The sequence below is a fragment of the Pseudomonas sp. TKO26 genome (assembly GCF_003225665.1).
In the GTDB taxonomy this organism is placed as follows: domain Bacteria; phylum Pseudomonadota; class Gammaproteobacteria; order Pseudomonadales; family Pseudomonadaceae; genus Aquipseudomonas; species Aquipseudomonas saponiphila.
Genome location: NZ_QKLN01000008.1, coordinates 80369 through 106818 on the forward strand (window position 1 = coordinate 80369; position 26450 = coordinate 106818).

27 protein-coding genes are annotated in these 26450 nt (G+C 66.0%); 23 read left to right on the plus strand and 4 right to left on the minus strand.

Going from position 1 to position 26450, the window contains the following annotated elements; all coding sequences use genetic code 11:
* Positions 1-37 precede the first annotated feature (37 nt).
* From DNK59_RS14035 to DNK59_RS14050, 4 genes are read left to right on the plus strand one after another with little or no spacing between them, the layout of a single operon-like run.
* A complete protein-coding gene (locus DNK59_RS14035) occupies positions 38-634 on the plus strand; it encodes a MarC family protein (protein WP_092319228.1) in 597 nt (198 codons plus the stop codon).
* 33 nt (positions 635-667) lie between these two features.
* The gene (locus DNK59_RS14040; RefSeq protein WP_110723563.1) at positions 668-1120 is read left to right on the plus strand and encodes a hypothetical protein; all 453 of its coding nucleotides are present in this window, start codon (positions 668-670) and stop codon (positions 1118-1120) included.
* A gap of 23 nt (positions 1121-1143) precedes the next feature.
* Positions 1144-1689, plus strand: coding sequence for a CPCC family cysteine-rich protein (locus DNK59_RS14045; protein ID WP_110723564.1), 546 nt, complete (start codon positions 1144-1146; stop codon positions 1687-1689).
* Complete coding sequence (locus tag DNK59_RS14050) at positions 1686-2135, plus strand: SMI1/KNR4 family protein (protein WP_110723565.1); 450 nt, start codon at positions 1686-1688, stop codon at positions 2133-2135. The genes DNK59_RS14045 and DNK59_RS14050 overlap by 4 nt, the downstream gene beginning before the upstream one ends.
* A gap of 67 nt (positions 2136-2202) precedes the next feature.
* Here the strand turns inward: DNK59_RS14050 and cobJ are convergent, their stop codons facing one another.
* From cobJ to cobG, 4 genes are read right to left on the minus strand one after another with little or no spacing between them, the layout of a single operon-like run.
* Positions 2203-3924: a precorrin-3B C(17)-methyltransferase gene (gene cobJ, locus DNK59_RS14055; protein ID WP_110723566.1), complete on the minus strand. Its 1722-nt coding sequence runs from the start codon at positions 3922-3924 to the stop codon at positions 2203-2205.
* Positions 3924-4655 (minus strand): precorrin-2 C(20)-methyltransferase, encoded by a 732-nt coding sequence (locus DNK59_RS14060; protein WP_110723667.1) that lies wholly within the window; start codon positions 4653-4655, stop codon positions 3924-3926. Before DNK59_RS14060 ends, cobJ begins: the two co-directional genes overlap by 1 nt.
* A complete protein-coding gene (locus DNK59_RS14065; protein ID WP_110723567.1) occupies positions 4655-5281 on the minus strand; it encodes a precorrin-8X methylmutase in 627 nt (208 codons plus the stop codon). Before DNK59_RS14065 ends, DNK59_RS14060 begins: the two co-directional genes overlap by 1 nt.
* Entirely contained in the window at positions 5274-6587 is a 1314-nt protein-coding gene (gene cobG / locus DNK59_RS14070; protein WP_110723568.1) for a precorrin-3B synthase, read from the minus strand. The genes DNK59_RS14065 and cobG overlap by 8 nt, the downstream gene beginning before the upstream one ends.
* Before the next feature lie 132 nt (positions 6588-6719).
* Here cobG and cbiE point away from each other — a divergent pair, with 132 nt between their 5' ends.
* From cbiE to urtD, 19 genes are all read left to right on the plus strand, one after another.
* The gene (gene cbiE / locus DNK59_RS14075; protein WP_110723569.1) at positions 6720-7934 is read left to right on the plus strand and encodes a precorrin-6y C5,15-methyltransferase (decarboxylating) subunit CbiE; all 1215 of its coding nucleotides are present in this window, start codon (positions 6720-6722) and stop codon (positions 7932-7934) included.
* Positions 7935-8027: 93 nt separating this feature from the next.
* Positions 8028-9125, plus strand: coding sequence for a cobalt-precorrin-5B (C(1))-methyltransferase (locus tag DNK59_RS14080; protein ID WP_110723570.1), 1098 nt, complete (start codon positions 8028-8030; stop codon positions 9123-9125).
* Positions 9122-9850 (plus strand): cobalt-precorrin-6A reductase, encoded by a 729-nt coding sequence (locus tag DNK59_RS14085; RefSeq protein ID WP_110723571.1) that lies wholly within the window; start codon positions 9122-9124, stop codon positions 9848-9850. Before DNK59_RS14080 ends, DNK59_RS14085 begins: the two co-directional genes overlap by 4 nt.
* Before the next feature lie 173 nt (positions 9851-10023).
* Complete coding sequence (locus tag DNK59_RS14090) at positions 10024-10326, plus strand: type II toxin-antitoxin system RelE/ParE family toxin (protein ID WP_110723572.1); 303 nt, start codon at positions 10024-10026, stop codon at positions 10324-10326.
* A gap of 3 nt (positions 10327-10329) precedes the next feature.
* Positions 10330-10620: an addiction module antidote protein gene (locus DNK59_RS14095; protein ID WP_092319208.1), complete on the plus strand. Its 291-nt coding sequence runs from the start codon at positions 10330-10332 to the stop codon at positions 10618-10620.
* A 99-nt stretch (positions 10621-10719) separates the two neighbouring features.
* Positions 10720-11118 carry a DUF2946 domain-containing protein gene (locus DNK59_RS14100; protein WP_110723573.1) on the plus strand — a complete coding sequence of 133 codons (399 nt, stop codon included), beginning with the start codon at positions 10720-10722 and terminating at the stop codon, positions 11116-11118.
* Between the two features lie 49 nt (positions 11119-11167).
* Positions 11168-11662 (plus strand): copper chaperone PCu(A)C, encoded by a 495-nt coding sequence (locus DNK59_RS14105; protein WP_110723574.1) that lies wholly within the window; start codon positions 11168-11170, stop codon positions 11660-11662.
* A 57-nt stretch (positions 11663-11719) separates the two neighbouring features.
* Positions 11720-12130 carry a DUF2946 domain-containing protein gene (locus DNK59_RS14110; protein ID WP_110723575.1) on the plus strand — a complete coding sequence of 137 codons (411 nt, stop codon included), beginning with the start codon at positions 11720-11722 and terminating at the stop codon, positions 12128-12130.
* Between the two features lie 88 nt (positions 12131-12218).
* Positions 12219-14351: a TonB-dependent copper receptor gene (locus DNK59_RS14115; RefSeq protein ID WP_110723576.1), complete on the plus strand. Its 2133-nt coding sequence runs from the start codon at positions 12219-12221 to the stop codon at positions 14349-14351.
* A 99-nt stretch (positions 14352-14450) separates the two neighbouring features.
* A complete protein-coding gene (locus DNK59_RS14120) occupies positions 14451-15833 on the plus strand; it encodes a PepSY domain-containing protein (protein ID WP_110723577.1) in 1383 nt (460 codons plus the stop codon).
* A gap of 155 nt (positions 15834-15988) precedes the next feature.
* Positions 15989-18124, plus strand: coding sequence for a TonB-dependent siderophore receptor (locus DNK59_RS14125; protein ID WP_110723578.1), 2136 nt, complete (start codon positions 15989-15991; stop codon positions 18122-18124).
* A gap of 29 nt (positions 18125-18153) precedes the next feature.
* Positions 18154-18942: an ABC transporter ATP-binding protein gene (locus DNK59_RS14130; RefSeq protein ID WP_092319196.1), complete on the plus strand. Its 789-nt coding sequence runs from the start codon at positions 18154-18156 to the stop codon at positions 18940-18942.
* Entirely contained in the window at positions 18939-19898 is a 960-nt protein-coding gene (locus DNK59_RS14135) for an ABC transporter substrate-binding protein (protein WP_110723579.1), read from the plus strand. The genes DNK59_RS14130 and DNK59_RS14135 overlap by 4 nt, the downstream gene beginning before the upstream one ends.
* A complete protein-coding gene (locus DNK59_RS14140) occupies positions 19895-20905 on the plus strand; it encodes an iron ABC transporter permease (RefSeq protein WP_110723580.1) in 1011 nt (336 codons plus the stop codon). Before DNK59_RS14135 ends, DNK59_RS14140 begins: the two co-directional genes overlap by 4 nt.
* A 92-nt stretch (positions 20906-20997) precedes the next feature.
* Positions 20998-21297 (plus strand): hypothetical protein, encoded by a 300-nt coding sequence (locus DNK59_RS14145; RefSeq protein WP_110723581.1) that lies wholly within the window; start codon positions 20998-21000, stop codon positions 21295-21297.
* A gap of 226 nt (positions 21298-21523) precedes the next feature.
* A complete protein-coding gene (urtA, locus tag DNK59_RS14150; protein WP_110723582.1) occupies positions 21524-22789 on the plus strand; it encodes an urea ABC transporter substrate-binding protein in 1266 nt (421 codons plus the stop codon).
* A 147-nt stretch (positions 22790-22936) separates the two neighbouring features.
* Positions 22937-24439 carry an urea ABC transporter permease subunit UrtB gene (urtB, locus tag DNK59_RS14155; RefSeq protein ID WP_110723583.1) on the plus strand — a complete coding sequence of 501 codons (1503 nt, stop codon included), beginning with the start codon at positions 22937-22939 and terminating at the stop codon, positions 24437-24439.
* Positions 24439-25518, plus strand: a complete 1080-nt coding sequence (gene urtC / locus DNK59_RS14160; RefSeq protein WP_110723584.1) for an urea ABC transporter permease subunit UrtC — start codon at positions 24439-24441, stop codon at positions 25516-25518. Before urtB ends, urtC begins: the two co-directional genes overlap by 1 nt.
* Positions 25515-26375: an urea ABC transporter ATP-binding protein UrtD gene (gene urtD, locus DNK59_RS14165; protein ID WP_110723585.1), complete on the plus strand. Its 861-nt coding sequence runs from the start codon at positions 25515-25517 to the stop codon at positions 26373-26375. The genes urtC and urtD overlap by 4 nt, the downstream gene beginning before the upstream one ends.
* The last annotated feature ends 75 nt before the right edge of the window (positions 26376-26450 follow it).

Sequence of the window (26450 nt, forward strand, 5' to 3'; positions counted from 1 at the left end):
AACTCTCGCTCGCCCTCCCTAGTCGTGAGCTTCCACCATGCTCCACGTGCTGTTCAGCGTTTACCTGAAGATGCTGGTGCTCTATAGCCCATTCTTCGTCCTCTCGTGCTTCATCAGCCTGACCCGCGGCTACTCCTCCAAGGAGCGCCGGCGCCTGGCCTGGAAAGTCGCCCTCGCCACCCTGGTTTCCAGCGTCTTGCTGTACCTGTTCGGCCGAGTGATCTTCAGCGTGTTCGGCATTACCGTGGACGCCTTCCGCATCGGCGCCGGCAGCGTGCTGTTCATCTCCGCCCTGGGCATGGCCCAGGGCAAGTCGGCGGTGCAGAGCGACAACGTGCAGCAGGACGTGACCATAGTCCCGCTGACCATCCCCCTGACCGTGGGCCCGGGCACCATCGGCGCCCTGCTGGTGATGGGAGTCAGCCAGCCGCACTGGGACGACAAGCTCACCGCCATCCTCAGCATCGCCCTGGCCAGCCTCACCGTGGGCGTGGTGCTGTACCTGTCCAACCGCATCGAGCGCATCCTTGGCGACCAGGGCCTGCAGATCGTCAGCCGGCTGATGGGGCTGTTCGTCTGCGCCCTGGCGGCGCAGATCATCTTCACCGGGGTCAAAGGCTATCTGGTGCCCTAGCAGCAGCTCGACCCAGCGGACAAGGAATGTCACATGCCCAGCCATGAAGATCGCCAGCTCATCCAGCAAAGATGGCAGGACGAACGCTACCCCAGGGACAACTCCCTCGCCCTGGGCTCGGGCTTCTACTGCCTGTTCGAGCTGCCCCACGAACATCCCCGACTGATCAACAAGGTATGGATGCCGGCCTCGGACTACAGCGTTCAGCAGGACGGCGAGGGCCTCGCGACCCTGGCGTTGTGCGCCGCCGGCGACGGAGCTTTGCAGGCCCGGGCCGGCGAGTGTGCCGCCCACGGCGGGGATGGTTTCCTGGCATTGCAGGAGAAAGATTCTGAGGCCCTGATCTGGCTGCTGGTCCTGAGGGACACTCATCCCTTCAACCGGGTCGAGATCCAGGACCGGCACCTTTATGCCGAATCGACCTGCGGTGTCAGCGTGCGGATCCCTCTGCAGCGCCCGGATCAGTTGATCCTGACCTGGCCATGAACCGCCCACCCACACCGAGCCCGATGAAAAGACTGACCGCCAGCGCCGCCATCGACCTGCTGAGCCGCCAGCGGTTGCCCGGCCTCGACCCCGCCGCCCGCTCCTCCCACCTCCTGAACTGGTGGGGAATAGACAGCGACGACCTTGAGTTCGCCGCACTGTCACCCAGCCTGCAGCAACAGATCAGGGCGCAGCCGGAGCCCCCGGAAGAGGTGCAGGACCCGCGCTACGATGCCCTGCTGCTGATCGCCCTGCGCGCCGAATACCGCGGCGTGACCCACGGGTACCTGAGGCGCTGCCTGCGCGAAGCCGGCCTCGGCGACTACGCCGTCAGCGCGGACACCGAGTACCTGGAGGCCTGCCCCTGCTGCGGCTATCGAACCCTGTCGGCGCGGGGCGAATACCAGATCTGCGACCTGTGCCACTGGGAAGACGACGGCAGCCAGGCGCTGGACGTGCTGAGCGGACCCAACCACAAAACCCTGGGCCAGGCCCGGGAACACTTTGCCCAGCAGCAGGGCCGCCTGCCCCTGGACAAATGGCCACACATCAGCAAGGAGCACCCATGATTCCCCCGCAGTTGACCGCCCTGATCGAAGCCCAGCCCCGCTTCCGCGCGCCCCCCGACACCGCCGAGGTCAGCCGAGCGCTGGCAACATTGGGGATTGCCCTGGACAGCGAGTTCGCGCAGATCTACCTGACCTGTCACCCCGCCAACTTCTTGGACCGAGTGAGCTACGGAGTGCTGATGAATATCGACGGGCCCAGTGATGAAATCCTGATGTGCACCGAGTTCATTCATGAAGTCTGGGAGTTGCCCAAGAACTTCATCGCCTTCACCTCACTGCAAGGTCAAGGCGGCTACTTGCTGGACAAGATCAGCGGCGGCGTCTGGGATTTCGACCTGGGCGACCGGGAAGCTTTCGTCGCCGGCCGCCTCCCGGCCAGATGGGCCAGCTTCTTCGAATTCATCACCTGGCTGCTGACCGCCACGGACAAGGATGAGGATGAGTGACCCTGTGCGCTAGAAGCCGCTGCCGGCGATGGCGATCTTGCGAGCGCCTTCGCCGGCAAGCCGGCTCCTACAAGGGTTTTTGACCGTACCAGCGCGGGGTGTACACCCACTCGCCGCCCTCGGCGCGGGGGAACACGCAGGTGGTGGAAGAACCCACCAGCACCATGGTGCGCATGTCCACCTGCTCCGGGGTCAGCTCGCCCAGGGTGATGACCCGCAAGGTCTGCCCCGGACGGCCGATATCCCGCCCCAGCACCACCGGGGTGTGCGGCGTGCGGTGCTGGCGCACGATCTCCAGGGCCCGCCCCAGTTGCCAGGGCCGCGAGCGGGAAATCGGGTTGTAGAAAGCCAGGGCCAGATCGGCCTGGGAGGCGAGGTCCAGGCGCTTCTCGATGATCTCCCAGGGCTTGAGGTTGTCCGACAGCGACAGCACGCAGAAGTCATGGCCCAGCGGCGCACCGGCCTGGGCGGCAGTCGCCAGGGACGCGGAAACCCCGGGGAGAATCTCCAGCTCGACCCGGTGCCAGGCCGGGTCGCTGGATTCGTGCAGGGCTTCGAGCACCGCCGCGGCCATGGCGAACACGCCGGGATCGCCAGACGACACCACCACCACCGAACGGCCCTGGGCCGCCAGCTCGAAGGCGTGCCGGGCACGCTGCATCTCTTCACGGTTGTCGGTGCAATGCATGACCTGATCGGCGCGGAACGGACCGGCCATGCGCACGTAGGTTTCATAACCCAGGATGTCGTTGGCCCGAGCCAGTTCGGCTTTTACCGCCGGCACCATGAGTTCGGCGGCACCAGGGCCAAGGCCGATCACCGCCAGGCGCCCGCGGGGTCGGCCGATCTGTTCGGGGTCCAGGGGCTGGTTGGCCACGGCGATGGCGATGTCGTCACCCACCTTCAGCGGCGGCAGCAATTGCGGCACCGCCTGTTGTGCCAGTTCGGCGACACTGCCAGTGGCCGGCAGAAAGCGCAGCGGCACCCCCAGTTCGGCAGCCGCCTGGTGCAGGCTGCGCTCGGCCATGTCGCTGTCGGCGGCCAGCAGGCAGGCTACGGACTGCATGGCGATCCGCGCCTGATGCAGGGCCTCGCGGATTTGCGTGGCGAGGCCGATATCGCTGTCGCCAGCCGGCTGGCTCCTACGGCAGGCAACCAGGACGCTGCGGGGGTAGATCAGCAGTTCGTTGGCCGCCGGTTCGCGTTCGGCGGAACCGACGCGAATGGTCAGGCGGGCCTGATCGCTCTCGGGCAGCTTGGCCGCCGCCAGCCAGGGCGCGGCGCCTTCGATGCGCACGCTCTCGCCACCCAGCAGATCGGAGACAAAACGCTTGCCCAGTTCCAGGTCGCCCAGGGCATAACCGCTGGGCGGGTTCAGCAGGCAGGTGCCAAAGCGCAGCTCACCGCTGGTGGTAATGGCCGCCGCCACCCCGAGGCCGGCAGCGATTTCCCGGGCCATGACGTTGACCCCACCCAGGCCACCCAGCAACGGCACCACGGCGCTGCCGTCTTCGGCAACGGCCAGAACCGGCGGCTCGGCGCCCTTTTCCAGCAGCAGCGGGGCCAGGGTGCGGATGACGATGCCGGCCGCGCACAGGGCGATGATCGGCGTGTCCTGTTGATACAACTGGCGCAACGTCGCGCCGAATTCGTGATAGATCCGGTCGGCGCCTTCGACCCGTTCCGCCAGACCGTGGATCAACGAGTCGGGGTACAGGCGCTGGATCTGCCGCGCGGTGTCGAGGCTGCCTTGGCCCAGGATGACGATGGCCGGAGTTGAACGGGCCATCAGCCTTGCCACCTTTCGCCAGGCACGATGATCAGCGAGAAGTACGGCGAGGACATCGGCTCCACTTCATCCAGCGGCACGATCTTCTGGTTGGCCATGGTGGCGCGCTCGACATACAGCGCCCGCTGCGCCAGTCCCAGTTCTTCCAGGACCTGACGCACCTTGGGGAAGTTGCGCCCCAGCTTCATCACCACCGCCGCATCGGCGTCTGCCAGGCGGCGCTTGAGTTCGTCATGGGGCAGCACGCCCGAGAGCACCGACAGGCTCTGGTTGCGATACACCAGGGGCGCACCCAGCACCGAGGCGCCGCCCAGCATCGAACACACACCCGGCACCACTTCGGCCTGGTAACGCTCGGCCAGGCGATCGTGCAGGTACATGTAGGAGCCGTAGAAGAACGGGTCGCCTTCGCAGATCACCGCCACATCCCGACCGGCATCCAGGTGCAGCGCCAGCTCCTGGCTGGCGCCGTCGTAGAAGTCGCTGATCACTTGCTCGTAGGACAGCGGCGCCGGCAGCACTTCGGTAGTCACCGGGTACACCAGGGGCAACAGGGTCTGGGCCTGTTGCAGGTGCGCTTCGATGATGCCGAAGGCGTTGCCTTTCTTGCCCTTGGCCACGAAGTAGGCCACCACCGGCGACTCGCGCAGCAGGCGCAGGGCCTTCACGGTAATCAGTTCCGGATCACCGGGGCCCACGCCAAGGCCGATCAAACGTCCAGGTTGCTGCATCATTCGATCTCCGTGGCCAGGGCATTGACGGCGGCGGCGGCCATGGCGCTACCGCCCAGGCGACCCTGCATGATCACGAAGGGCACGCCACGGCTGTCGGCGGCGAGCATGGCCTTGGATTCGGCGGCGCCGACGAAGCCCACCGGGAAGCCAAGGATCAGCGCCGGTTTCGGCGCGCCGGCGTCGAGCATTTCCAACAGGTAGAAGAGCGCGGTAGGGGCATTGCCGATCACCACCACGCTGCCCTCCAGGTGCGGGCGCCACAGTTCCAGGGCCGCTGCCGAGCGGGTGTTGCCCAGCTCCCGGGCCAGCTCCGGCACGCGCTCGTCGCGCAGGGTGCAGATCACCGGGTTGTTGGCCGGCAGGCGCGCCCGGGTGATGCCTTCGGACACCATCCGCGCATCGCAGAGAATCGGCGCCCCGGCGGCCAGGGCCTCACGCCCGGCCTTGCCTGCGCCCGCCGAGAACTGCAGGCCGTCGATGGCCTCCACCATGCCGCAGGCGTGGATCACCCGAACCGCGAGTTTTTCCAGGTCGGCCGGAATGCGATCCAGCTTGGCTTCTTCGCGAATGATCGCGAAGGAGTTGCGATAGATCTCCTGACCGTCGCGGATGTAATCAATCATCTAGGGAGCTCCGTAGGCGGGCATCAAGCAGGGCCTCTGCCGCTGCAATAGAAAGGTTGCGTGCGTGCAGCGTGCCGAAACCCGGCTGCGCAGCGTCGCGTAAATACAAGTCGTAGCGCCCTGGGGCCTGCGCCAGCAGCGTGGCCGGCGCCACGTGGGCGGCAGCGCAGGAACGCGGGCAGCCCGACAGGTGCACGGCCGCCTGCCGGCCGTGACGCTGCAACAGCTGCGCCAGCTCAAGCGCGTCGCCCTTGGTATCGGCCAGGGCCTTGCCACAGCCACTGGAGCCGGTGCAGGCAATCAGGTGGGCCAGGGATTGTCGAGCACGGCACAACAGGCCCAATTGCTCCAGGAGGGCGGTGACTGTGGCGGCCTCCGCCGGGGCAACGCCCGGCAGCAACAGGCTCTGCCAGGGCGTGAAACGCAGGCTGGCGTCGCCGTATTGCTCGGCCAGTTGGGCGGCGCCGCGCAGCATGGCGGGGTCCAGGCGCCCCAGGGGCGCGACCGCACCGACATAGACCCGGTCGCGTTCACGCTGTGGATAAGTTCCCAGGTGCAAGCCGGCCACCGCGGCCGGGCGCTGCCAGTGGTCAATGCTCAGCAAGGGGCGGCTCAGGCGCAGGTTCAGTCGGGCCAGGAAATCCGCCACCGGCACTCGCTCCAGCAAGTGCCGCATCCGCGTCTGCTCGGGCGTGGCCAGCTCGAGAAACAGCTCCAACACGGCCACCAGCAGCTCATGCCCCTGTGCCTCGGGCACCGCCGCCAGGGGCTTATCCACAGGGCTGCCGGCCAGGCCGAAGGCCAGCAGCAACTGCCCTTCATGCATAACCGCCGCCAGCCACAGATCGTGGTGATGTTCGAGCATGGCCAGGGCTTCGCCGCCATCGAGCTGCACGGCGAACTTGGCCGACAGTTCATGAAAGCGCGGGTGACTCTGCAAGGTCGCCAGGATCTGCCCGGCCAGGGCACGGGTGTCCATCAGCATTTGCCGGTCGATGCCGGCGCTGGGGCTGAGCATCAGGTTGCGCACATCGTCGCCGGCGGCGGTGGTCGGCCCCAGGCCCGCCGCCAGGAGTGCATCGATCAGGGCCTGATGCTCGACACCGATCCCGCGAATCTGCAGGTTGGCGCGGTTGGTGGCCTCGATCACACCGCCGGCATAGGCCTGCGCCGCCTCGGCCACCGCCCTGGCCTGGGCGGCACTGATGACTCCGCCCGCCAGCTTGATCCGGCAGATGCCGCCGTCCAGCGCCGGGACGATGCGCAGCAATCCCGGGCAGGCCGAGGGGCGGATGGCGGTGGACATAGGGCGTTCGTTCAAAGGGGCAACCGGCAGTGTGGGAAAAGCGCTTCGTCAACGAAGGCGCGGTATTATGCCTGCTTTGTCCGAAGGCATGAAAATGCCTGCCGGTCGGAACCTTAGGTTTGAGGAAGATAGATGTCGCCCTGGCTGACAGTAGTGGGAATCGGTGAAGACGGCTTCAAGGGGCTGGGCAGGAATGCCCGCCACGCCCTGCTGGGCGCTTCGCGGATCATCGGCGCCCAGCGTCAGCTGGATCTGCTGCCGGCCTGCATCCGCGGCGAACGCCAGTTGTGGCCCAGTCCGTTCTCGCTGGAGCCGGTGCTGAGCCAGCGCGGGACGCCAGTCTGCGTGCTGGCCAGCGGCGATCCGATGCTGTTCGGCGTCGGTGCCAGCCTAGCCCGGCAACTGCCGGCCGACGAGTTGCAGGTAGTGTCTTTCCCCTCTTCCTATTCCCTGGCCGCTGCTCGCCTGGGCTGGGCGCTGCAGGACGTGGTCACGCTGTCGGTGGTGGCCCGGCCGATTGCCGCGCTCAATGCCCAGCTGTCCAGCGGCGTGCGCCTGCTGGTGCTGAGCAATGACCGCCACAGCCCGGCGGCGATTGCCGGCCTGCTGCGTGAACGCGGTTTCGGCCCGAGCCGCCTGACGGTGCTGGAGCACCTGGGTGGCCCTCTGGAACGGCGCCTGGACAGCAGCGCCGATGACTGGAGCGATCCGGCGCTGGCTGACCTCAATCTGCTGGCCATCGAATGCCGGGCGGCAGCCGATACGCCGCAACTGTCCCGATTGGCCGGCCTGCCGGACTCGGCCTTCCGCCACGACGGCCAGTTGACCAAGCGTGACGTGCGCGCCATCACCCTGGCCCGCCTGGCCCCGGTGCCCGGCCAACTGCTCTGGGATGTGGGCGCCGGCAGCGGCTCCATCGGCATCGAATGGATGCGCGCGCACCCCAGCTGCCGGGCCCTGGCCATCGAAGCCGACGACGGCCGCCAGCAGTTGATCGAATACAACCGTGACGTGCTCGGCGTGCCCGGGCTGCAACTGATTCGCGGCAGCGCGCCCCAGGCCCTGGCCGGGCTGGAGCGCCCCGATGCGGTGTTCATCGGCGGCGGGGTAACCCGCGAGGGCGTGCTGCACACCTGCTGGGAACGGCTCAAGCCCGGCGGACGCCTGGTGGCCAACGCCGTGACCCTGCAAAGTGAAATGACCCTGATGAACTGGCGCCAAGCCCATGGCGGCGAGCTGACCCGCATCCATATCGCCCAGGCCCAGCCCCTGGGGGAATTCGATACCTGGCGCCAGGCCCTGCCGATCACCCTGCTGGATCTGCACAAACCCCTGGACCGGCCATGAACCTTGCAGGAGCGGGCTTGCCCGCGAAAGCGTCCGCCCCAAACACCGCCGTGCGCCCTTCGCGAGCAAGCTCGCTCCTACGGGGGCCAGGGCATGCGTGAGGAGACGGCCGAACAGCCCGCGCCCCTGCGCAGTGGCCTGACCACCGGCAGCTGCGCCACCGCCACCAGCCTGGCCGCCGCGCGCCTGTTGCTGGGGGGCATCAACGCCGACGCAGTGCAGATCGTCCTGCCCAAGGGCAAGCAGGTGCAGATGCGCCTGGAGTTCTGCCGACGCACCGCCGAGGGCGCCGAAGCCGGGACCCTCAAGGATGCCGGCGACGACCCGGACGTGACCCATGGCGCCCTGCTCTACACCCAGGTGCGCCTGACCCGCGAGCCGGGAATCCGCTTCATCGCCGGCCAGGGCGTGGGCACCGTGACCCGACCCGGCCTGGTGCTGGCAGTGGGCGAGCCGGCGATCAATCCCGTGCCACGCCGGATGATCAGCGAGCACCTGCAACGGCTTGCCGAGGAGCACGCCTACACCGGCGGTTTCGAAGTCACGGTGAATGTCGAGGGCGGCGCCGAGCTGGCCCTGAAAACCATGAACCCGCGCCTGGGGATTCTCGGCGGACTGTCGATCCTGGGCACCAGCGGCATTGTCCGGCCCTTCTCCTGCGCGGCCTATATCGCCTCGATCCACCAAGGCATCGACGTGGCCAAAACCAACGGCTACCTGCACATTGCCGCCTGCACCGGCAACGCCAGCGAGGACACCATGCGCCGGGTCTACAACCTGCCGGAAATCGCCCTGATCGAAATGGGCGACTTCGTCGGCGCGGTGCTCAAGCACCTGCGCAAAGTGCCTGTGGATAAACTCAGCCTGTGCGGTGGCTTCGGCAAGATCAGCAAGCTGGCCGCCGGACACATGGCCCTGCACAGCCGCCATTCCAGCATCGACCTGCCGCAACTGGCGCAATGGGCCGCCGCGGTGGGCGCCGGAGCGGACCTGCAACAGGCCATCCGCGAGGCCAATACCAGCCAGCAGGCGCTGGCCATGGCCAGCGCCGCCGGGATCGCCCTGGGCGACGCGGTGTGCCAGCACGCCCTGAACTTCGCCCGTAGCGTGGTGCCGGCCCAGGTTCAGGTGGAAGTCTTCGCCATCGACCGCCAGGGCGGCATCGTTGGCCACGCCGGAGTCTTGTCATGAGCCGCATCCTGCTGCTGGGCGGGGTCACCGAGGCACTGGCCATCGCCCGTACCCTGGGCCCTGAACACATCTACAGCCTGGCCGGGGTCGGCCGGGTGCCTACGGACCTGAAGTGCCAGGTCCGGGTGGGCGGCTACGGCGGCGCCGAGGGCTTGGCGCACTTTATCCGTGAACAACGCATTGGCCTCCTGCTGGATGCCACCCACCCCTACGCGGCGCAGATCAGCGCCAATGCCGTGGCCGCAGCAAAGCACGCAGCCGTGCCTTGCTGGGCCTTGCGCCGCCCGGCCTGGCAGCCGCAACCGGGCGATGACTGGCGGGAGATCGCCGGTTGGGAGCAACTGATGGAAGCCCTGGGACCGTTCAAGCGGCCGCTGTTCACCCTGGGCCGCGAGCCGTTGCAGCATCTGGATGAAATTCCTCCGGGGCAGTTCTGGACCCTGCGCGCCCTGGAATCCTGCCCCGGCAATGAGCGTTGCGAAGTGATTGGCGCCCGAGGGCCCTTCCTGATCGAAGACGAGCGCCAACTGTTCGCACGTCGGCACATCGACGTGCTGATCAGCAAGAACAGCGGCAGCAGCGCCACCGAGCCCAAGCTGGAGGTGGCACGTGAGCGGGGCATACCGGTGCTGGTGCTCAAGCGCCCCGAACTGCCCGAAGCCGACCGCCACTTTGCCAGCGTGGCCGAGTTGCTGCAGGCCCTGAGCTCGCCGGAAAAAACCTGACAGGCAAAACCGCCGCGCCCCACAAACACTTGGGAAGCCCCTGGCAGCGCGCTGCCAACCCCATGCTTTAGCCTCCTTGGACAGCCTCAATGGCGCCGGCTCCGCTCGTCGCCTGATTGAGCTGCACGCGGGCAAATGGGTTGCCACGCCGTATCCCAAGGAATACATTCGCCATGTACGTCTTCGAGCAGACCCTGGAGTTCAGCCGCTGGCTCCTGCACCTGAAGGACCCGCAGGGCAAAACCCGTGTACTGGCCAGGATCCGCGCCGCCCAGCTGGGCCGTTTCGGCGACTGCGAACCGCTGGGTGGAGGCGTCTACGAGATGCGCATCCACCGTGGCCCCGGCTATCGGGTGTACTTCTCGCGCCGGGGCACAGTGATCTACCTGTTGTTGATCGGCGGTGACAAGCGCACCCAGAGACGCGATATCCAACGCGCCAGGCAACTGGCCCACGACCTCAAGAGCGAGGGTTGAAACATGCACACCCCAGTCACCCGCTTCGACGCGGCGGAGTACCTCAAGTCCCCTGAAGACATGGTCGCCTACCTCGACGCCTGCTTCGAGGAAGACACCGGCGATGGCAAGCTGATCCGTGCCGCCCTCAACGATATCGCTCGCGCCCGCGGCATGACCCAGATCGCCCGCGATACCGGCCTGGGCCGCGAGAGTCTGTACAAGGCCCTGGGCAGCCAGGGCAATCCCGAGTTCGCGACCATCATCAAGGTCATGAAAGCGCTCGGGCTCAAGCTCCACGTCAGCCCAGCCTGAACTGGCACTGCGACACCACACCGCATACGCTGCTTTTTTACTTATCCACGGCGATCAGGCTAAATACCCGCCTGATCGCTCAACCGACGGATCGTCCCCATGTCCCGACAACGGCTCGCATTTGCCTGGATCGCCTGCTTCGCAGTGCTGTTCAACATGCTTGCCATGCCGCTTTCCGGGGCCATGCAGCGCAGCGATCCGGGGCTGAACGAACAACTGCTGTGGGGCAGTTTCTGCTCGTCCACCGGCACCAAGTTGGTGGCCATCTCCCTGGGCAAGCTCGAGCAGAAGGCCCCGCAGAACGACGATCATTCGACCATGCAGCACTGTTGGTGCTGCTCCGGCTCGCCACCACTGGTGGCCCTGCCCGGGCACGTTCCCCAGCTGTACTTCACCCGCTTCGCCGCCCGGCCGGGCGCGCCGCAACCGCAGATTGAAATGCTCTCCCTGCGCCAGCAATGGCCCAGCCTGAACCCCGGTGCACCGCCTCTGGCATGATTCCCTTTCGCAAGTGATCTGCGTCTTTGAATCGTTCTGGAGAACCGTCATGTCTACACCATCCCTGGTCAAGCAATCCCTGCTCCTCGCCGCTCTGTTGCTGCCCGCCTGTTTCGCCACCGCCCACGACTACAAGGCCGGCGAGCTGCAAATCGCCCATCCCTGGTCACAGGAGCTGCCACCGAACGCGCCGACCGTGGCCGCGTACTTCGTGGTGCACAACCCGGGCAAGAGCGCCGACACCCTGCTCAGTGTCGACTCGCCGATCGCCGGGCGGGCCGAGCTGCATGAGCACGTCAAGCAAGGCGACATGATGAAGATGCAGCAAGTGCCCAAGGTCGCGGTGCCCGCCGGTGGCGAGGTGGCCTTCGCGCCCATGGGCTACCACGTGATGCTGATGGAGCTCAAGGATCGCAGCCTGCTCAGCGACGGCAAGCGCTTCCCGCTGACCCTGCACTTCGAGAAGTCCGGCAATGTCACCGTCGAGGTTGCCGTGCAGAAGCAGGCTCCCGACGCCATGCAAGGGCATATGCACGACCAGTAAGCCCTGACCGGCCCTTCGACCGTGAACGCCCCGCACGCGCCTGGCCGCAGGCGGTCCGTGCCGCGTCGCAACTCCCAGCGAGTTCGACGCGGCAGCTGGATCAGCCTGTTCGCCATGCTGATGATCTTTATCGGTCCGCTGATTTCCCAGTCGATGCCGATGGATCACGCGATGCCGATGAACATGTCCGCTGCCATGGACATGGGCGACGGCGCGCCCGGCTGTCACGGTGAAAGCCCGCATCACGCCAGGCTGGGCAAGTCCCAGGGCCAACAGCATGTGCTCTGGGAAAAGTGCGGCTACTGCAGCCTGCTGTTCAATTGCCCGGCCCTGCCTTCGGGGCTGACGTTCGCCGCGCTGGCGGCGTCGCCTACTCATTCGTTCCTGATCCCCGCCACGCGCCTGGGCCACGCCCGGCAGACCGTGTTCCCTGGCGCCCTGACCCGCGCCCCACCGATCCGCGCCTGAGTCTTCTGCTCATCTCACACGGCCGGCTGTCAACGCGACAGACGCGAACCTGCGGCCGTGTCATTCAAGACTGATCGATGGAACATCTATGTTTTCTGCTGACTCTCGTCTGGGCGCTGCCCAGCCATTCAGGCCCTTTGCCTTGAACCCTGCCCGCCAGTCCTTCAATCGTGCCCTCGCGGTGCTCTGCGGCGTCCTGCTCACGCCCCTGGCACTGGCCGACGATGCGGCACAGGAGCACGCCCAGCACAGCACCGAACTGAGCCCGACGGTGATCACCGCCATCGCCCCCAGTTCGCCCCTGACCGTGGTCACCAACCCCAAGGACCCGCGCCAGCCGGTCCCGGCCAGTGACGGCGGCGACTACCTCAAGACCATTCCCGGCTTCGCCCCGGTGCGCAACGGTGGCACCAACGGCGACCCGGTACTGCGCGGCATGTTCGGCTCGCGCCTGAACATCCTCACCAATGGCGGCATGATGCTCGGCGCCTGCCCCGGCCGCATGGACGCACCGACCTCCTATATCTCCCCGGAAACCTACGACCGGCTGACCGTGATCAAAGGCCCGCAAACCGTGCTCTGGGGCCCGGGCGCCTCGGCCGGCACCGTGCTGTTCGAGCGCGAACCGGAACATTTCGGCGAGCTCGGCACCCGGGTCAACGCCAGCCTGCTGGCCGGTTCCAACGGTCGTTTCGACAAGACCCTGGACGCCGCCGCCGGTGGCCCCCTGGGCTACTTGCGGGTGATCGGCAACACCGCCCATTCCGACGACTACAAGGACGGCAACAACGACACCGTGGCCTCGCGCTACGACAAGTGGAACGGCGACGTGGCCCTGGGCTGGACCCCGGACGCCGACACCCTGCTGGAACTCACCGCCGGCAAGGGCGACGGTGAAGCCCGCTACGCCGGGCGCGGCATGGACGGCTCGCAGTTCAAGCGCGAAAGCCTGGGCCTGCGTTTCGAAAAATCCAACATCGGCGAGGTGCTGGACAAGGTCGAGGCCCAGGTCTACTACAACTACGCCGACCACGTGATGGACAACTACAGCCTGCGGACCCCGTCCGGCACCGGGATGATGGCCGGTCCCATGGCCTCCAACGTCGACCGTCGCACCCTCGGCGCACGGATCAAGGCCACCTGGCGCTGGGCCGACCTGCAACTGATCAGCGGCCTGGATGCCCAGACCAACGAGCATCGTGCCCGGGCCAGCAGCGGTATCGATACCTACAAGCAACTGCCCCGCACCAAGGATGCCGACTTCCACAACTACGGCGCCTTCGGCGAGCTGACCTGGTACGCCGCCGAGCGTGACCGCCTGATCACTGGCGCCCGCCTGGACCGCGCCTCGGCCAAGGATTATCGCCAGCGCATCGGCTCGGGCATGATGAGCAGCGCCAACCCCACGGCCGGCGATACCCGCGCCGACACCCTGCCCAGCGGCTTCGTGCGCTACGAGCACGACCTGGCCGACAGCCCGACCACACTCTACGTCGGCCTTGGTCACACCCAGCGTTTCCCCGACTACTGGGAACTGTTCTCGCCGAAAATGGGCCCGGCCGGCTCGGTGAATGCCTTCGACTCGATCAAGCCGGAAAAGACCACCCAGCTGGACTTCGGCCTGCAATACCAGGGCGAAGACCTTGAAGCCTGGGCCTCGGGCTACATCGGCCAGGTGCGTGACTACATCCTGTTCGACTACAACACCCAGATGATGAACATGAGCACCTCGCGGGCCGACAACATTGACGCCCGGATCATGGGCGGCGAACTGGGCGCGGCCTACAAGCTGACCTCCAACTGGAAAGCCGATGCGACCCTGGCCTACGCCTGGGGCAAGAACAGCAGCGACGGCAAGGCCCTGCCACAGATGCCACCGCTGGATGCGCGCTTCGGCCTGACCTACAGCGAGGATGACTGGAGCGCCGGGGCCTTGTGGCGGGTGGTGGCGGCGCAAAACCGCGTCGACCTGAACAAGGGCAACGTGGTCGGCAAGGACTTCGGCAAGAGCGGCGGCTTTGGTGTGTTCTCCCTCAACGGCGCCTACCGGGTGACCAAGAACCTCAAGCTCAGCACTGGCGTCGACAACCTGTTCGGCAAGGCCTACGCCGAGCACCTGAACCTGGCAGGCAACGCCGGCTTCGGCTACCCGGCCAATGATCCCCAGGCCATCAAGGAACCAGGGCGCACGCTCTGGACCAAGGTCGACCTGAGCTTCTGATCCCCCCTTCAGCGGTCAGCCGGCCCTGCTCTGCGCAGTTGGCTGACCGCTGAACAGAGCCCATAAAAACAGATCCACAGCCCTGCGGAGCGTTCCCCGATGAACCGACCCAAAGTGTCTTTCTACAACCTGGCCTGGCGCTGGCATTTCTACGCCGGGCTGTTCGTTGCGCCATTCATGGTGATGCTGGCCCTGACCGGCATCGTCTACCTGTTCAAGCCACAACTGGACCCGTTGCTGTACTCCAGCCTGCTCACCGTACCGGCCGGCCATCACAGCCTGAGCGCCGATGAACTGCAGCAGCGGGTACAGACGGCCTACCCCCAGGGCCATATCAAGCAATACCTGCCGCCCATCGATGCCCAGCGCAGTGCGCAGTTCGTGGTGCAGAACAGCGGCCAGGAACTCAATGTGTTCATCGACCCCTACCACGGCGACGTGCTCGGCGAGCAGGATGCCAAGCGCAACCTGCAGGCCGTGGCCCGAGCCATTCACGGTGAACTGATGATCGGCACCGTCGGTGATCGTCTGGTGGAACTGGCCGCCGGCTGGGGCATCGTCCTGGTGGTGTCCGGCCTGTACCTGTGGTGGCCACGGGGCAAGTCGTCGGCCGGCGTGCTGTGGCCGCGCTTCAGTGCCCGTGGCCGCCTGTTCTGGCGCGACCTGCACAGCGTGCTGGGTTTCTGGGGCGCGCTCTTCCTGCTGCTGATGCTGCTCAGCGGCATGACCTGGACCGGCTTCTGGGGCAAGCAGTACGCCGAGCTGTGGAACCGCTTCCCGGCGGCCATGTGGAACGACGTGCCGACCTCCGACCAGCAGGCCCGGGCACTCAATAGTGCCACGCGCCAGACCGTGCCCTGGGCGCTGGAGAACACGCCAATGCCGATGTCCGGCGACCACGCCGAGCACATGGTCCACAACCAGGCTGACGCGGCACCGGCAGCCCCGACCATCAGCCTGCAAGCAGTGCAGGACATCGCCCGCGAGCGCCAGGTCGAGCCGGGCTACAGCATCACCCTGCCGAAGACGGCCAGCGGCGTGTTCACCATCGCCGTGTTCGCCGACGACCCGCGCAACGACGCCACCCTGCATGTCGACCAATACACCGGCCAGGTCCTGGCCGACGTGCGCTGGCAGCAATACAGCAACGTGGCCCGGGCCACCGAGCTTGGGGTGATGCTGCACGAGGGCAAGATGTTCGGCCGCTTCAACCAGATCGTGGTGCTGGTGGTGTGCCTGATGATTCTACTCAGCGCCGTGAGCGGCATCGTCATGTGGTGGAAGCGTCGCCCTCAGGGCGGTCTTGGCGTGCCGCCGCTGCGGCACGACCTGCCGAGGTGGAAGACCGCGACCGTGATCATGCTGTTGCTGGCCGTGGCGTTCCCCCTGGTCGGCGCCTCGCTGATAGTCGTCTGGCTGCTGGACCGGCTGTTGCTTTCACGCTTCAACCGCGGACCTGAATCGGCTTCATCTTCAACATGAATCAGCCGAGATGCGCATTCCAGAGGGCTCTGTAGAATCTCGGCGCTTTAGCCGCGCACAGTTATAATGTTACTTTATAACGCTAAAGCGTAAGATCCCTGCCCGCAGTCCACCACTGCGGGCAACCCCCTCGAAGAAGTGATTCACCGTCCCCGATGAACAAGTTCCTGTTGCCCAGCCTTTGCCTGATCGCCTTGCCCTCCCTGGCCCAGGCGGATGATTCACCCTCCGCCCTGACCCTGCCTACCGGCACTGTTTCCGCGCCAGCCAGCGAGGCCGACGACAGCGTCAGCCTGAACACCCCCACCAGCGCCGGTTCGCGCCTGGGCCTGAGCGCCCTCGACACCCCGGCCAGCACCGACAGCCTGAGCGGTGAACGGATCCGCGCCCGGGGCGAGCGCAGCGTTCAGGACGCGGTATCGCGCAGCACCGGCATCAGCCGCACCGGTACGCCGGGGGACGGCGGCACCTCGCTGTCGGCACGTGGCTTTAGCGGACAGAACTCGGTGATGCAGCTGTACGACGGCAACCGCCTGTACACCGGCATGGGCACCGTGACCTTCCCGGTGGACACCTGGGCGGTGGAGCAGGTCGAGGTGCTGCGCGGCCCGGCCTCGGTGCTGTACGGCGAAGGCGCCACCGGCGCGGTGATCAACACGCTGCCGAAAAAGCCTTTCAGCGGCGAAATCGAAAATCACCTGCGCCTGGGCTACGGCTCCTATGACCGCCAGCAACAGGCCCTGGACAGCGGCGGCTCCCTGAGCGACAGCCTGAGCTACCGGCTCAACCTCAACCGCGAGCGCAGCCATGGCTGGATCGACCGCGGCGACTCGTCCGCCGATTTCGTCAGCGCCGCCCTGCGCTGGCAGGCCCGTGACGACCTGGCCTTCACCCTGGCCCACGACTACGGCGACCAGCAGCCGATGAACTACTTCGGCACGCCGTTGATCGACGGGCGTTTCCACCAACGCCTGCGGGACAAGAACTACAACGTCGGCAATGACCAGCAGCACTACAACGACCAGTGGACCCGCCTGACCAGCGAATGGCAGATTTCCGATCAGGTCAGTGCCAGCAACGAGCTGTATTACCTCAAGGCCCAACGCCGTTGGCAGAACGCCGAGAACTACAACTTCAACCCGGCCACCGGCCAACTGAGCCGCAGCGGTTACTACGGTATCGGCCACCAGCAGGAACAGCTCGGCGACCGCCAGACCTTCACCTTCAAGCACAGCTTGTTCGGCCTCGATAGCCAGACCCTGGCCGGCATGGACTACAACCGCATCCGCTTCCACCTGAAAAGCAATTCACCCTTCACCGACGCCTTGGCCAATGGCCAAGTGGTAGATCCGTACCACCCGGCTCCGGGCGAGTTCGCCAGCGCCAGCCCTTACCGCGACCAGTTCAAGACCACCACCCGGCAGATGTCGCTGTTCGCCGAAAACCGCCTGCAACTCAGCGAACGCTGGTCCCTGGTGACCGGTGTGCGCCGCGACTACGCGCATATCGGTCGCGATGACTTGAACGACGACAGCCGCAGCGACAAGACCCTGACCGGCAACAACTGGAAAGCCGGGCTGGTGTTCGCCGTCACTGCGGATACGTCCGTGTACGGCCAGTACTCCACCAGTACCGACGGCGTCGGCGGGCTGATTTCCCTGAGCAAGAGCCAGCAGCAGTTCGACCTGTCCCGCGCCAAGCAGACCGAGATCGGCCTCAAGCAGGCGTTCTGGGACCAACGTGGCGAGTGGACCCTGGCCGCCTACCACATCGTCAAGAACAAGCTGCTGACCGATGTGCCCGGCGAACCGAACCGCAAACAGCAAGTGGGCCAGCAATCGTCCAACGGCCTGGAAGCCAGCCTCGACCTGCAACTGCCCCACGCCTGGCAACTGCAGGCCAACGCCGCCATCGTTCGCGCCCAGTACGATGACTTCAAGCGGGACGTCGACGGTGTGCAGGTGTCCTACGACGGCAAGCGCCCGGTGGACGTGCCCCGGCGCACGGCCAACCTGTGGCTGAGCAAGGCCCTCAACGATGACCTGCGGGCCGGTGCCGGGGTGCGCTACGTGGATGCGCGCTACGCCGACCTGGCCAACCGCAACGAGCTGCCCAGCTACACCGTGGTCGATGCCAACCTGGCGTGGAAAGCCCTGCCCAATACCACCCTGGGCCTGCAATTGAACAACCTGTTTGACCGCCAGTACGCACAAAGCCAATACAATGACGGCCAGCAATGGATACTCGGCGAGCCGCGCTCGTTGTTCGTCACCGCTGACTACACCTTTTAACCGCCCCGGCTGGCCCCTACGGACACCGCATGACCTCGCTGAACCTCACCCACCTGGCCTGGACACCCCTGGGCCAGGGCCACTGCCATCACCAGTTCCAACTGCGTGAGGCCAGCCTGCACGTGGCGGCCGGCGAATTCGTCGGCCTGATCGGCCCCAACGGCAGCGGCAAGACCAGCCTGCTGCGCTGCGCCTACCGCTTCAGCAAGCCGCAGCAGGGCGAGGTGCAACTGGCCCAGCACAACGTCTGGAAACAATCGCCACGCTGGTGCGCGCAGCGCATTGCCGTGGTGCTTCAGGAGTTTCCCGATGCCTTCGGCCTGAGCGTGGCAGAAGTGGTCGCCATGGGCCGCACGCCACACAAGGGCCTGTTCGACGGTGATACCGAGGAAGACCGGCGCATCGCCCGCGAGGCCCTGGAATCGGTGGGCCTGCTGGGCTTCGAGGATCACGCCTTCGCCACCCTGTCCGGCGGGGAAAAACAGCGGGTGATCCTGGCCCGGGCCCTGGCCCAGCGCCCGCAACTGCTGATCCTCGATGAACCGACCAACCACCTCGACCCGCGCTACCAGCTGGAGCTGTTGCAACGGGTCAAGCGCCTGGGCATCGGCACCCTGGCGAGCATCCATGACCTGAACCTGGCCGCAGCGTTCTGCGACCGCCTGTATGTCCTCGACCACGGGCGCATCGTCGCCAGCGGCACGCCCAGCGAAGTGCTCACCGTCGAGCTGCTGCGCAAGGTGTTCGGCGTCGAGGCGCTGATCGACGCCCATCCCCTGTCCGGCTACCCACGAATCACCTGGATCACCCAACCATGACCTTGCGCTCCCTGCTCCGCCGCAGTCTGTTTCTGGCCCTGTCACTGGGCACCGCCCAGGCCTTCGCCGCAGCCACCCACTACCCGCTGACGATCAACAGCTGCGACCGCCAAGTGACCTTCAAGCAGGCGCCGCAACACGCCCTCAGCCACGACATCAACATGACCCAGATGATGCTCGCCCTCGGGCTCAAGCCGCGCATGGTGGGCTACAGCGGGGTCAGCGGCTGGAAGGCCGTGACCCCAGAGATGAGCAGCCTGCTCGACGGTCTGCCGGAGCTGGCGGCCAAGTACCCTTCGGTGGAAACCCTGCTCAACGCCAACGTCGATTTCCTGTTCGCCGGCTGGGACTACGGCATGCGCATCGGCGGCGACCTCACGCCGCAGACCCTGGCGCCACTGGGGATCAACGTCTACGAGCTGACCGAGTCCTGCGCCTTCGTGATGAAGCGCCCGGCGGCCAGCCTCGACGACACCTACAACGACCTGCGCAACCTGGGCCGGATCTTCGACGTGCAGGACCGGGCCAACGCGCTGATCACGCAGATGCAGGAGCAGGTCGCCGAGGTCCAGAAGGACCTGCCCAAGGACAAGCCCCGGGTGTTCCTCTACGACAGCGGCGAAGACCGGGCCATGACCTCGGGTCGCCTGGGCATGCCCCAGGCCCTGATCGATGCCGCAGGCGGGCGCAACATTCTCGATGACGTCGAGGCCAGCTGGACCCGGATCAACTGGGAAACCGTGGTCGAGCGCAACCCGCAGGTGATCGTCATCGTCGACTACAGCGAAGTCAGCGCCGAGCAGAAGCAGCAGTTCCTGCTGAACAATCAGGCCCTGCAAGGGGTCGATGCGATCAAGAACCAGCGCTTCATCGTCATTCCCTACGTGCAAGCCACCCCGGGGATCGACAACGTGCTGGCGGTGGAAACCCTGGCCAAGGGTTTCCACGGCGAATGATCAAGGGTCGTTATGCCTGGCTGTTGTTGACCCTCGGCGCCCTGCTGCTGGTGTCCTGCGTACTGTCCCTGGGATTTGGCCCGGCGCGGGTGCCGGTGGAGGTGGTCGGGCGGATTCTCCTGTACAAGGTTCTGGGCCTGGGCACGGTGGACTGGAGCCCGGGCCAGGAGCATATCGTCTGGCTGATCCGCGTGCCGCGCATGCTCCTCGGCGCGCTGGTCGGCGCCGGGCTGGCGCTGATCGGCGCGGTGCTGCAGGCGGTGACCCGCAATCCCCTGGCCGACCCGCACCTGCTGGGGGTGACCTCCGGCGCCACCCTCGGCGCGGTGATCGTGGTGCTGCACCTGGGCCAGGTCATCGGCCTCTTGACCCTGCCGCTGGCGGCCTTTATCGGCGCCCTGGCGAGCATGCTCCTGGTGCTGGGCATCGCCGCGCGCAACGGCCGCCTGGACAGCGACCGCCTGCTGCTGTGCGGGGTGGCGGTGTCCTTCGTGATGATGGCGGTGGCCAACCTGCTGCTGTTCATGGGCGATCACCGGGCCAGCTCGGCGGTGATGTTCTGGATGCTCGGCGGCCTGGGCCTGGCGCGCTGGGAACTGCTGGCAGTGCCCGCTGCCAGCGTGCTGCTGGGGCTGGGATTGCTACTGGGCATGGCGCGGCCGCTGAATGCCCTGATGGCCGGCGAACAGACCGCCGTGACCCTGGGCCTGAACGCGCGCAACGTGCGCCTGAAGGTGTTCCTGATCGCCTCGCTGATGACCGGAGTGCTGGTGTCCATCAGCGGCTCCATCGGCTTTGTCGGGCTGATGGTGCCGCACATCGCCCGGCGCCTGGTGGGCGCCGAACATCGCCGCTTGCTGCCGGTGTGCGTGCTGCTGGGCAGCCTGTTCCTGGTTTGGGTCGACGTCGCCGCCCGCACCCTGATCGCCCCCGAGGACCTGCCGATCGGCGTGGCCACGGCGGCCATTGGCGGGCTGTTCTTCATCGGCCTGATGCGTCGCCGCTGAACCACCCGCCGCTGTAGGAGCCGGCTTGCCAGCTCCTACAATCGTCGTCAGTGCTTTAAGATCGCGCGCTTGGATCTCTCAGGATGAGTCTCATGTTCAGAACTGCACTCTTGGCCGTGCTGCTCGGCACCGCCCTTGGCGCCCAGGCCGGCACTTCGGTCGACGTCTCGAAAATCTACGGCAACATCCAGATCGTCAACAGCTTCCCCGACTACAAGGTCAAGGTGGTGAACTCGTTTCCCGACCTGAAGGTCAAGCAGGTCAACTCCTTTGCCGACGCGCCGGGCAAATGGAAGATCGTCAACAGCTACCCCGACTACAAGATCCAGATCGTCGACTCCTTTCCCGATTTCACCATCAAATACGTCGACTCCTTCCCTGGGGTGAACTGAAGCCCCTGGCCGACCCCGGCTGCCGCTGTGCGGCAGCACCACAATGACGCATCCCTGCGCACCATCCTCAGATCCAGGCCTCCTCTTGGGGCATCGATCGCCCTGCCCCAGCGCCTGAAGCGACATTTTCATGCCCCGCGGCGACTCGGCACACCCCTTGCAAAACAGCCCTTCAGCAGTCCGCATCTACCACCTGAAAAAATCAAAAGTTCATGGAGATCGCACAATGAAGCGTCGTAGTTTGCTCAAGGCTTTCACCCTCTCGGCCTCGATTGCCGCGATGGGCCTGACCTGGACCGTCCAGGCCGCCGAGACCATCAAGGTGGGGATCCTGCATTCGCTGTCGGGGACCATGGCGATCTCGGAAACCTCGCTCAAAGACATGGCGCTGATGACCATCGACGAGATCAACGCCAAGGGCGGAGTCAACGGCAAGCTGCTGGAACCGGTGGTGGTGGACCCGGCGTCCAACTGGCCACTGTTCGCCGAGAAGGGCCGCCAGTTGCTGACCCAGGACAAGGTGGCGGTGGTGTTCGGCTGCTGGACTTCGGTGTCGCGCAAATCGGTGCTGCCGGTGTTCGAGGAACTCAACGGCCTGCTGTTCTACCCGGTGCAGTACGAAGGCGAAGAAATGTCGCCCAACGTCTTCTACACCGGCGCCGCGCCGAACCAGCAGGCGATCCCGGCCGTGGAATACCTGATGAGCGAAGACGGCGGCAGCGCCAAGCGCTTCTTCCTGCTGGGCACCGACTACGTCTACCCGCGCACCACCAACAAGATCCTGCGCTCGTTCCTGCATTCCAAGGGTGTGGCCGACAAGGACATCGAAGAGGTCTATACCCCGTTCGGTCACAGCGACTATCAAACCATCGTCGCCAACATCAAGAAGTTCTCCGCCGGCGGCAAGACCGCGGTGATCTCCACGGTCAACGGCGACTCCAACGTGCCTTTCTACAAGGAACTGGCCAACCAGGGCCTGAAAGCCACCGAGGTGCCGGTGGTGGCGTTCTCGGTGGGCGAGGAAGAACTGCGCGGCATCGACACCAAGCCGCTGGTGGGCAACCTCGCGGCGTGGAACTACTTCGAGTCGGTGGATAACCCGGTGAACCAGAAGTTCGTCGCCGCCTGGAAGGCCTACGCCAAGGCCAAGAACCTGCCGGGCGCGGACAAGGCGGTGACCAACGACCCGATGGAAGCCACCTACGTCGGCATCCACATGTGGGCCCAGGCAGTGGAGAAAGCCAAGTCCACCGAGGTCGACAAGGTCCGTGAGGCCCTGGCCGGGCAGACCTTCGCCGCGCCGTCGGGCTACACCCTGACCATGGACAAGACCAACCACCACCTGCACAAGCCGGTGATGATCGGCGAGATCCAGCCGGACGGTCAGTTCAACGTGGTGTGGCAGACCGAAGGGCCGATCCGTGCCCAGCCCTGGAGCCCGTTCATTCCGGGCAACGACAAGAAGCCTGACTACGCGGTCAAGAGCAACTGATCCGAACCTGACGCCGTCCCTGTAGGAGCGAGCTTGCTCGCGATGAGGTCCACAGGACCTGCAACGAAAACCGCGCGGCTGGCCGCTGCGCGGATCGCGAGCCAGCTCGCTCCCACAGGTTACCCAGGCGCTTTCAAGGACATCGATATGCCCACTGCCCTTTACCGTTTCATCCTCGCCTGCCTGCTATTGCTGCCCTGGGTGGCCCAGGCCGGTGAAGCCGAAGACTTTGTCGCGGCCAACTCCAACCAACAGGCGCAGCTACTGGAAACCTGGGCCGCGCAGCCGGATCCGGCGCGCCTGGAACTGCTCAAGGCCCTGCAACAAGGCCAGTTGAGCATCGCCGGTGAAAACAAGACCCTGCGCCTGAACAACCGCCTGCGGGGCCTGATCGACACCACGCTGGCCAGTCATCAATTGCTCGCCGCCGAGGCCAGCACCCGGCTCGATGCCGCCCGGCAGCTGCAAAAAAGCGCCAAGCCGGCGCAACTGAAATTCCTCGATGCCCGGCTCGCCACCGAGCAGGACCCAGGCGTGCACGCCGCCCTGAGCCTGGCCCTGGCCAACCTGCAACTGGTGGACGGCGATCCGGCGGTGCGCCTGGCCGCCGTGCGCCTGCTGGGGGAAACCGGCGACCCGCTGGCCCGCACCCGCCTTGAAGGCTTGCTGGAGCCGGGCGTCGAAGCCGATGCCGCGGTACGCACCGCGGCGCAGACCAGCCTGGCCCAGGTCAAACGCCAGTTGCTGCTGGGCGAGGTACTGGGACAGGCCTTCAGCGGCTTGTCCCTGGGTTCGATCCTGCTGCTGGCGGCCCTGGGGCTGGCCATCACCTTCGGCCTGCTGGGGGTGATCAACATGGCCCACGGCGAGATGCTGATGCTCGGCGCCTACTCCACCTACGTGGTGCAGTGGCTGTTCCAGCGTTTTGCCCCGCAGGCCATCGAGTTCTACCCATTGCTGGCCCTGCCGGTGGCGTTTTTTGTCACCGCCGCCATCGGCATGGCCCTGGAGCGCACGGTGATCCGCCATCTCTACGGCCGCCCACTGGAAACCCTGCTGGCCACCTGGGGCATCAGCCTGATGCTGATCCAGTTGGTGCGCCTGCTGTTCGGCGCGCAGAACGTCGAGGTGGCCAATCCGGCCTGGCTGTCGGGCGGCATCCAGGTCCTGCCCAACCTGGTGCTGCCCTACAACCGCATCGTGATCATCGCCTTCGCCCTGTTTGTGGTGCTGCTCACCTGGCTGCTGCTGAACAGGACCCGCCTGGGCCTGAACGTGCGCGCGGTGACCCAGAACCGCAACATGGCCGCCTGCTGCGGCGTGCCCACCGGCCGGGTGGACATGCTCGCCTTCGGCCTCGGCTCGGGGATCGCTGGCCTGGGCGGCGTGGCCCTGAGCCAGATCGGCAACGTTGGCCCGGACCTGGGCCAGAGCTACATCATCGACTCGTTCCTGGTGGTAGTGCTCGGCGGCGTCGGCCAGTTGGCCGGCAGCGTGCTGGCGGCCTTCGGCCTGGGGATCGCCAACAAGATCCTCGAACCGCAGATCGGCGCCGTGCTGGGCAAGATCCTGATCCTCGCGCTGATCATTCTGTTTATCCAGAAACGCCCGCAGGGACTCTTTGCATTGAAAGGACGGGTGATCGACTGATGAACCAACCACTGCTGATTACCGCCAGCCAGAAAGCCGGGCCCAGGGTCACGCTCGGCGTCGGCGCACTGCTGCTCCTGGTGTTGCTGGCGTTGCCGCTGTTGTCGCTGCTGGCAGCCGACCACCCGCTGCACGTCTCGGCCTACACCCTGACCCTGGTGGGCAAGATCCTCTGCTACGCCATCGTCGCCCTGGCCCTGGACCTGGTCTGGGGCTACGCCGGGTTGCTGTCTCTGGGGCACGGGCTGTTCTTCGCCCTGGGCGGCTACGCCATGGGCATGTACCTGATGCGCCAGGCCGCCGGAGACGGCCTGCCGGCATTCATGACCTTTCTCTCGTGGACCGAGCTGCCCTGGTACTGGACCGGCACCAGCCACTTCCTCTGGGCCCTGTGCCTGGTGGTGTTGGCCCCGGGTCTGCTGGCCCTGGTGTTCGGTTTCTTCGCCTTCCGCTCGCGGATCAAGGGCGTGTACTTCTCGATCATGACCCAGGCCCTGACCTTCGCCGGGATGCTGCTGTTCTTCCGCAACGAGACGGGCTTTGGCGGCAACAACGGTTTCACCAACTTCCGCAGCATCCTGGGCTTCGGCATCACCGAGCCCGGCACCCGGGCGGTGCTGTTCCTGGCCACGGTGCTGTTGCTGGTGGGCAGCCTGTACCTGGGCTGGCGCCTGGCCCGGAGCAAGTTCGGGCGAGTGCTGACCGCCCTGCGCGACGCCGAGAACCGCCTGATGTTCTGCGGCTACGACCCGCGCGGCTTCAAGCTGTTCGTCTGGGTCCTGAGCGCGGTGCTCTGTGGCCTGGCCGGAGCCTTGTACGTACCCCAGGTGGGCATCATCAACCCCAGCGAAATGTCCCCCACCAACTCCATCGAGGCCGCGGTGTGGGTGGCCCTGGGCGGGCGCGGCACGCTGATAGGCCCGCTGCTGGGCGCCGGGCTGGTGAACGGCATGAAGAGCTGGTTCACCGTGGCCTTCCCCGAATACTGGCTGTTCTTCCTCGGCGCCCTGTTCATCGTGGTGACCCTGTACCTGCCCAAGGGCGTGATCGGCCTGCTGAACAAACGAGGTGCACAATGAGAGTCACGGCCACGGCGGACTTCATGCTCGAACCCATACTCGAACCCAACAAGGACCAGGGCAGCAGCCGCGACGCCATCGGCCTCGGCCAGGCCGCCGGCAAGGGCCTGAACACCCGTCACGGCACCCTCCTGACCCTGGAGGACATCAGCGTCAGCTTCGATGGCTTCAAGGCCCTCAACAACCTCAACCTGTACATCGGCGTTGGCGAGCTGCGCTGCATCATCGGCCCCAACGGCGCGGGCAAGACCACCCTGATGGACGTGATCACCGGCAAGACCCGGCCGACCCGGGGCAAGGCCTGGTTCGGCGAAACCCTGGACCTGACCCGGATGAGCGAAGTGCAGATCGCCCAGGCCGGGATCGGCCGCAAGTTCCAGAAGCCCACGGTGTTCGAGGCCCTGAGCGTGTTCGAAAACCTGGAACTGGCGCAGAAGACCGACAAATCGGTGTGGGCCAGCCTCGGCGCGCGCCTGAGTGGCGAACAGCAGGACCGTATCGCCCAGGTACTGGAGACGATTCGCCTGAGCCCCTCGGCCCGGCGCCAGGCCGGCCTGTTGTCCCACGGCCAGAAGCAGTTCCTGGAGATCGGCATGCTGCTGATGCAGGACCCGCAATTGCTGTTGCTGGACGAGCCGGTGGCGGGCATGACCGATGCCGAAACCGAGTTCACCGCCGAGCTGTTCAAGAGCCTGGCCGGCAAGCACTCGCTGATGGTGGTGGAGCATGACATGAGCTTTGTCGGCTCGATTGCCGATCACGTCACCGTGCTGCATCAGGGCAGCGTGCTGGCCGAAGGCTCGCTGGATCAGGTGCAGGAAAACGAGCGAGTGATCGAGGTGTACCTCGGACGATAGGAGCAGCGGCAAGTTGCAAGCTTCAAGCGGCAAGCGAGAAGCCAAAGCGCATCGGTCCCGCTCTTACTTGCAGCT

What these genes read in the sequence shown, in the direction of transcription:
- DNK59_RS14035 (WP_092319228.1), top strand. Translation starts at nt 38, where the DNA reads ATGCTCCACGTGCTGTTCAGCGTTTACCTGAAGATGCTGGTGCTCTAT.
- DNK59_RS14040 (WP_110723563.1), top strand. Translation starts at nt 668, where the DNA reads ATGCCCAGCCATGAAGATCGCCAGCTCATCCAGCAAAGATGGCAGGAC.
- DNK59_RS14045 (WP_110723564.1), top strand. Translation starts at nt 1,144, where the DNA reads ATGAAAAGACTGACCGCCAGCGCCGCCATCGACCTGCTGAGCCGCCAG.
- DNK59_RS14050 (WP_110723565.1), top strand. Translation starts at nt 1,686, where the DNA reads ATGATTCCCCCGCAGTTGACCGCCCTGATCGAAGCCCAGCCCCGCTTC.
- cobJ (WP_110723566.1), bottom strand. Translation starts at nt 3,924, where the DNA reads ATGGCCCGTTCAACTCCGGCCATCGTCATCCTGGGCCAAGGCAGCCTC.
- DNK59_RS14060 (WP_110723667.1), bottom strand. Translation starts at nt 4,655, where the DNA reads ATGCAGCAACCTGGACGTTTGATCGGCCTTGGCGTGGGCCCCGGTGAT.
- DNK59_RS14065 (WP_110723567.1), bottom strand. Translation starts at nt 5,281, where the DNA reads ATGATTGATTACATCCGCGACGGTCAGGAGATCTATCGCAACTCCTTC.
- cobG (WP_110723568.1), bottom strand. Translation starts at nt 6,587, where the DNA reads ATGTCCACCGCCATCCGCCCCTCGGCCTGCCCGGGATTGCTGCGCATC.
- cbiE (WP_110723569.1), top strand. Translation starts at nt 6,720, where the DNA reads ATGTCGCCCTGGCTGACAGTAGTGGGAATCGGTGAAGACGGCTTCAAG.
- DNK59_RS14080 (WP_110723570.1), top strand. Translation starts at nt 8,028, where the DNA reads ATGCGTGAGGAGACGGCCGAACAGCCCGCGCCCCTGCGCAGTGGCCTG.
- DNK59_RS14085 (WP_110723571.1), top strand. Translation starts at nt 9,122, where the DNA reads ATGAGCCGCATCCTGCTGCTGGGCGGGGTCACCGAGGCACTGGCCATC.
- DNK59_RS14090 (WP_110723572.1), top strand. Translation starts at nt 10,024, where the DNA reads ATGTACGTCTTCGAGCAGACCCTGGAGTTCAGCCGCTGGCTCCTGCAC.
- DNK59_RS14095 (WP_092319208.1), top strand. Translation starts at nt 10,330, where the DNA reads ATGCACACCCCAGTCACCCGCTTCGACGCGGCGGAGTACCTCAAGTCC.
- DNK59_RS14100 (WP_110723573.1), top strand. Translation starts at nt 10,720, where the DNA reads ATGTCCCGACAACGGCTCGCATTTGCCTGGATCGCCTGCTTCGCAGTG.
- DNK59_RS14105 (WP_110723574.1), top strand. Translation starts at nt 11,168, where the DNA reads ATGTCTACACCATCCCTGGTCAAGCAATCCCTGCTCCTCGCCGCTCTG.
- DNK59_RS14115 (WP_110723576.1), top strand. Translation starts at nt 12,219, where the DNA reads ATGTTTTCTGCTGACTCTCGTCTGGGCGCTGCCCAGCCATTCAGGCCC.
- DNK59_RS14120 (WP_110723577.1), top strand. Translation starts at nt 14,451, where the DNA reads ATGAACCGACCCAAAGTGTCTTTCTACAACCTGGCCTGGCGCTGGCAT.
- DNK59_RS14125 (WP_110723578.1), top strand. Translation starts at nt 15,989, where the DNA reads ATGAACAAGTTCCTGTTGCCCAGCCTTTGCCTGATCGCCTTGCCCTCC.
- DNK59_RS14130 (WP_092319196.1), top strand. Translation starts at nt 18,154, where the DNA reads ATGACCTCGCTGAACCTCACCCACCTGGCCTGGACACCCCTGGGCCAG.
- DNK59_RS14135 (WP_110723579.1), top strand. Translation starts at nt 18,939, where the DNA reads ATGACCTTGCGCTCCCTGCTCCGCCGCAGTCTGTTTCTGGCCCTGTCA.
- DNK59_RS14140 (WP_110723580.1), top strand. Translation starts at nt 19,895, where the DNA reads ATGATCAAGGGTCGTTATGCCTGGCTGTTGTTGACCCTCGGCGCCCTG.
- DNK59_RS14145 (WP_110723581.1), top strand. Translation starts at nt 20,998, where the DNA reads ATGTTCAGAACTGCACTCTTGGCCGTGCTGCTCGGCACCGCCCTTGGC.
- urtA (WP_110723582.1), top strand. Translation starts at nt 21,524, where the DNA reads ATGAAGCGTCGTAGTTTGCTCAAGGCTTTCACCCTCTCGGCCTCGATT.
- urtB (WP_110723583.1), top strand. Translation starts at nt 22,937, where the DNA reads ATGCCCACTGCCCTTTACCGTTTCATCCTCGCCTGCCTGCTATTGCTG.
- urtC (WP_110723584.1), top strand. Translation starts at nt 24,439, where the DNA reads ATGAACCAACCACTGCTGATTACCGCCAGCCAGAAAGCCGGGCCCAGG.
- urtD (WP_110723585.1), top strand. Translation starts at nt 25,515, where the DNA reads ATGAGAGTCACGGCCACGGCGGACTTCATGCTCGAACCCATACTCGAA.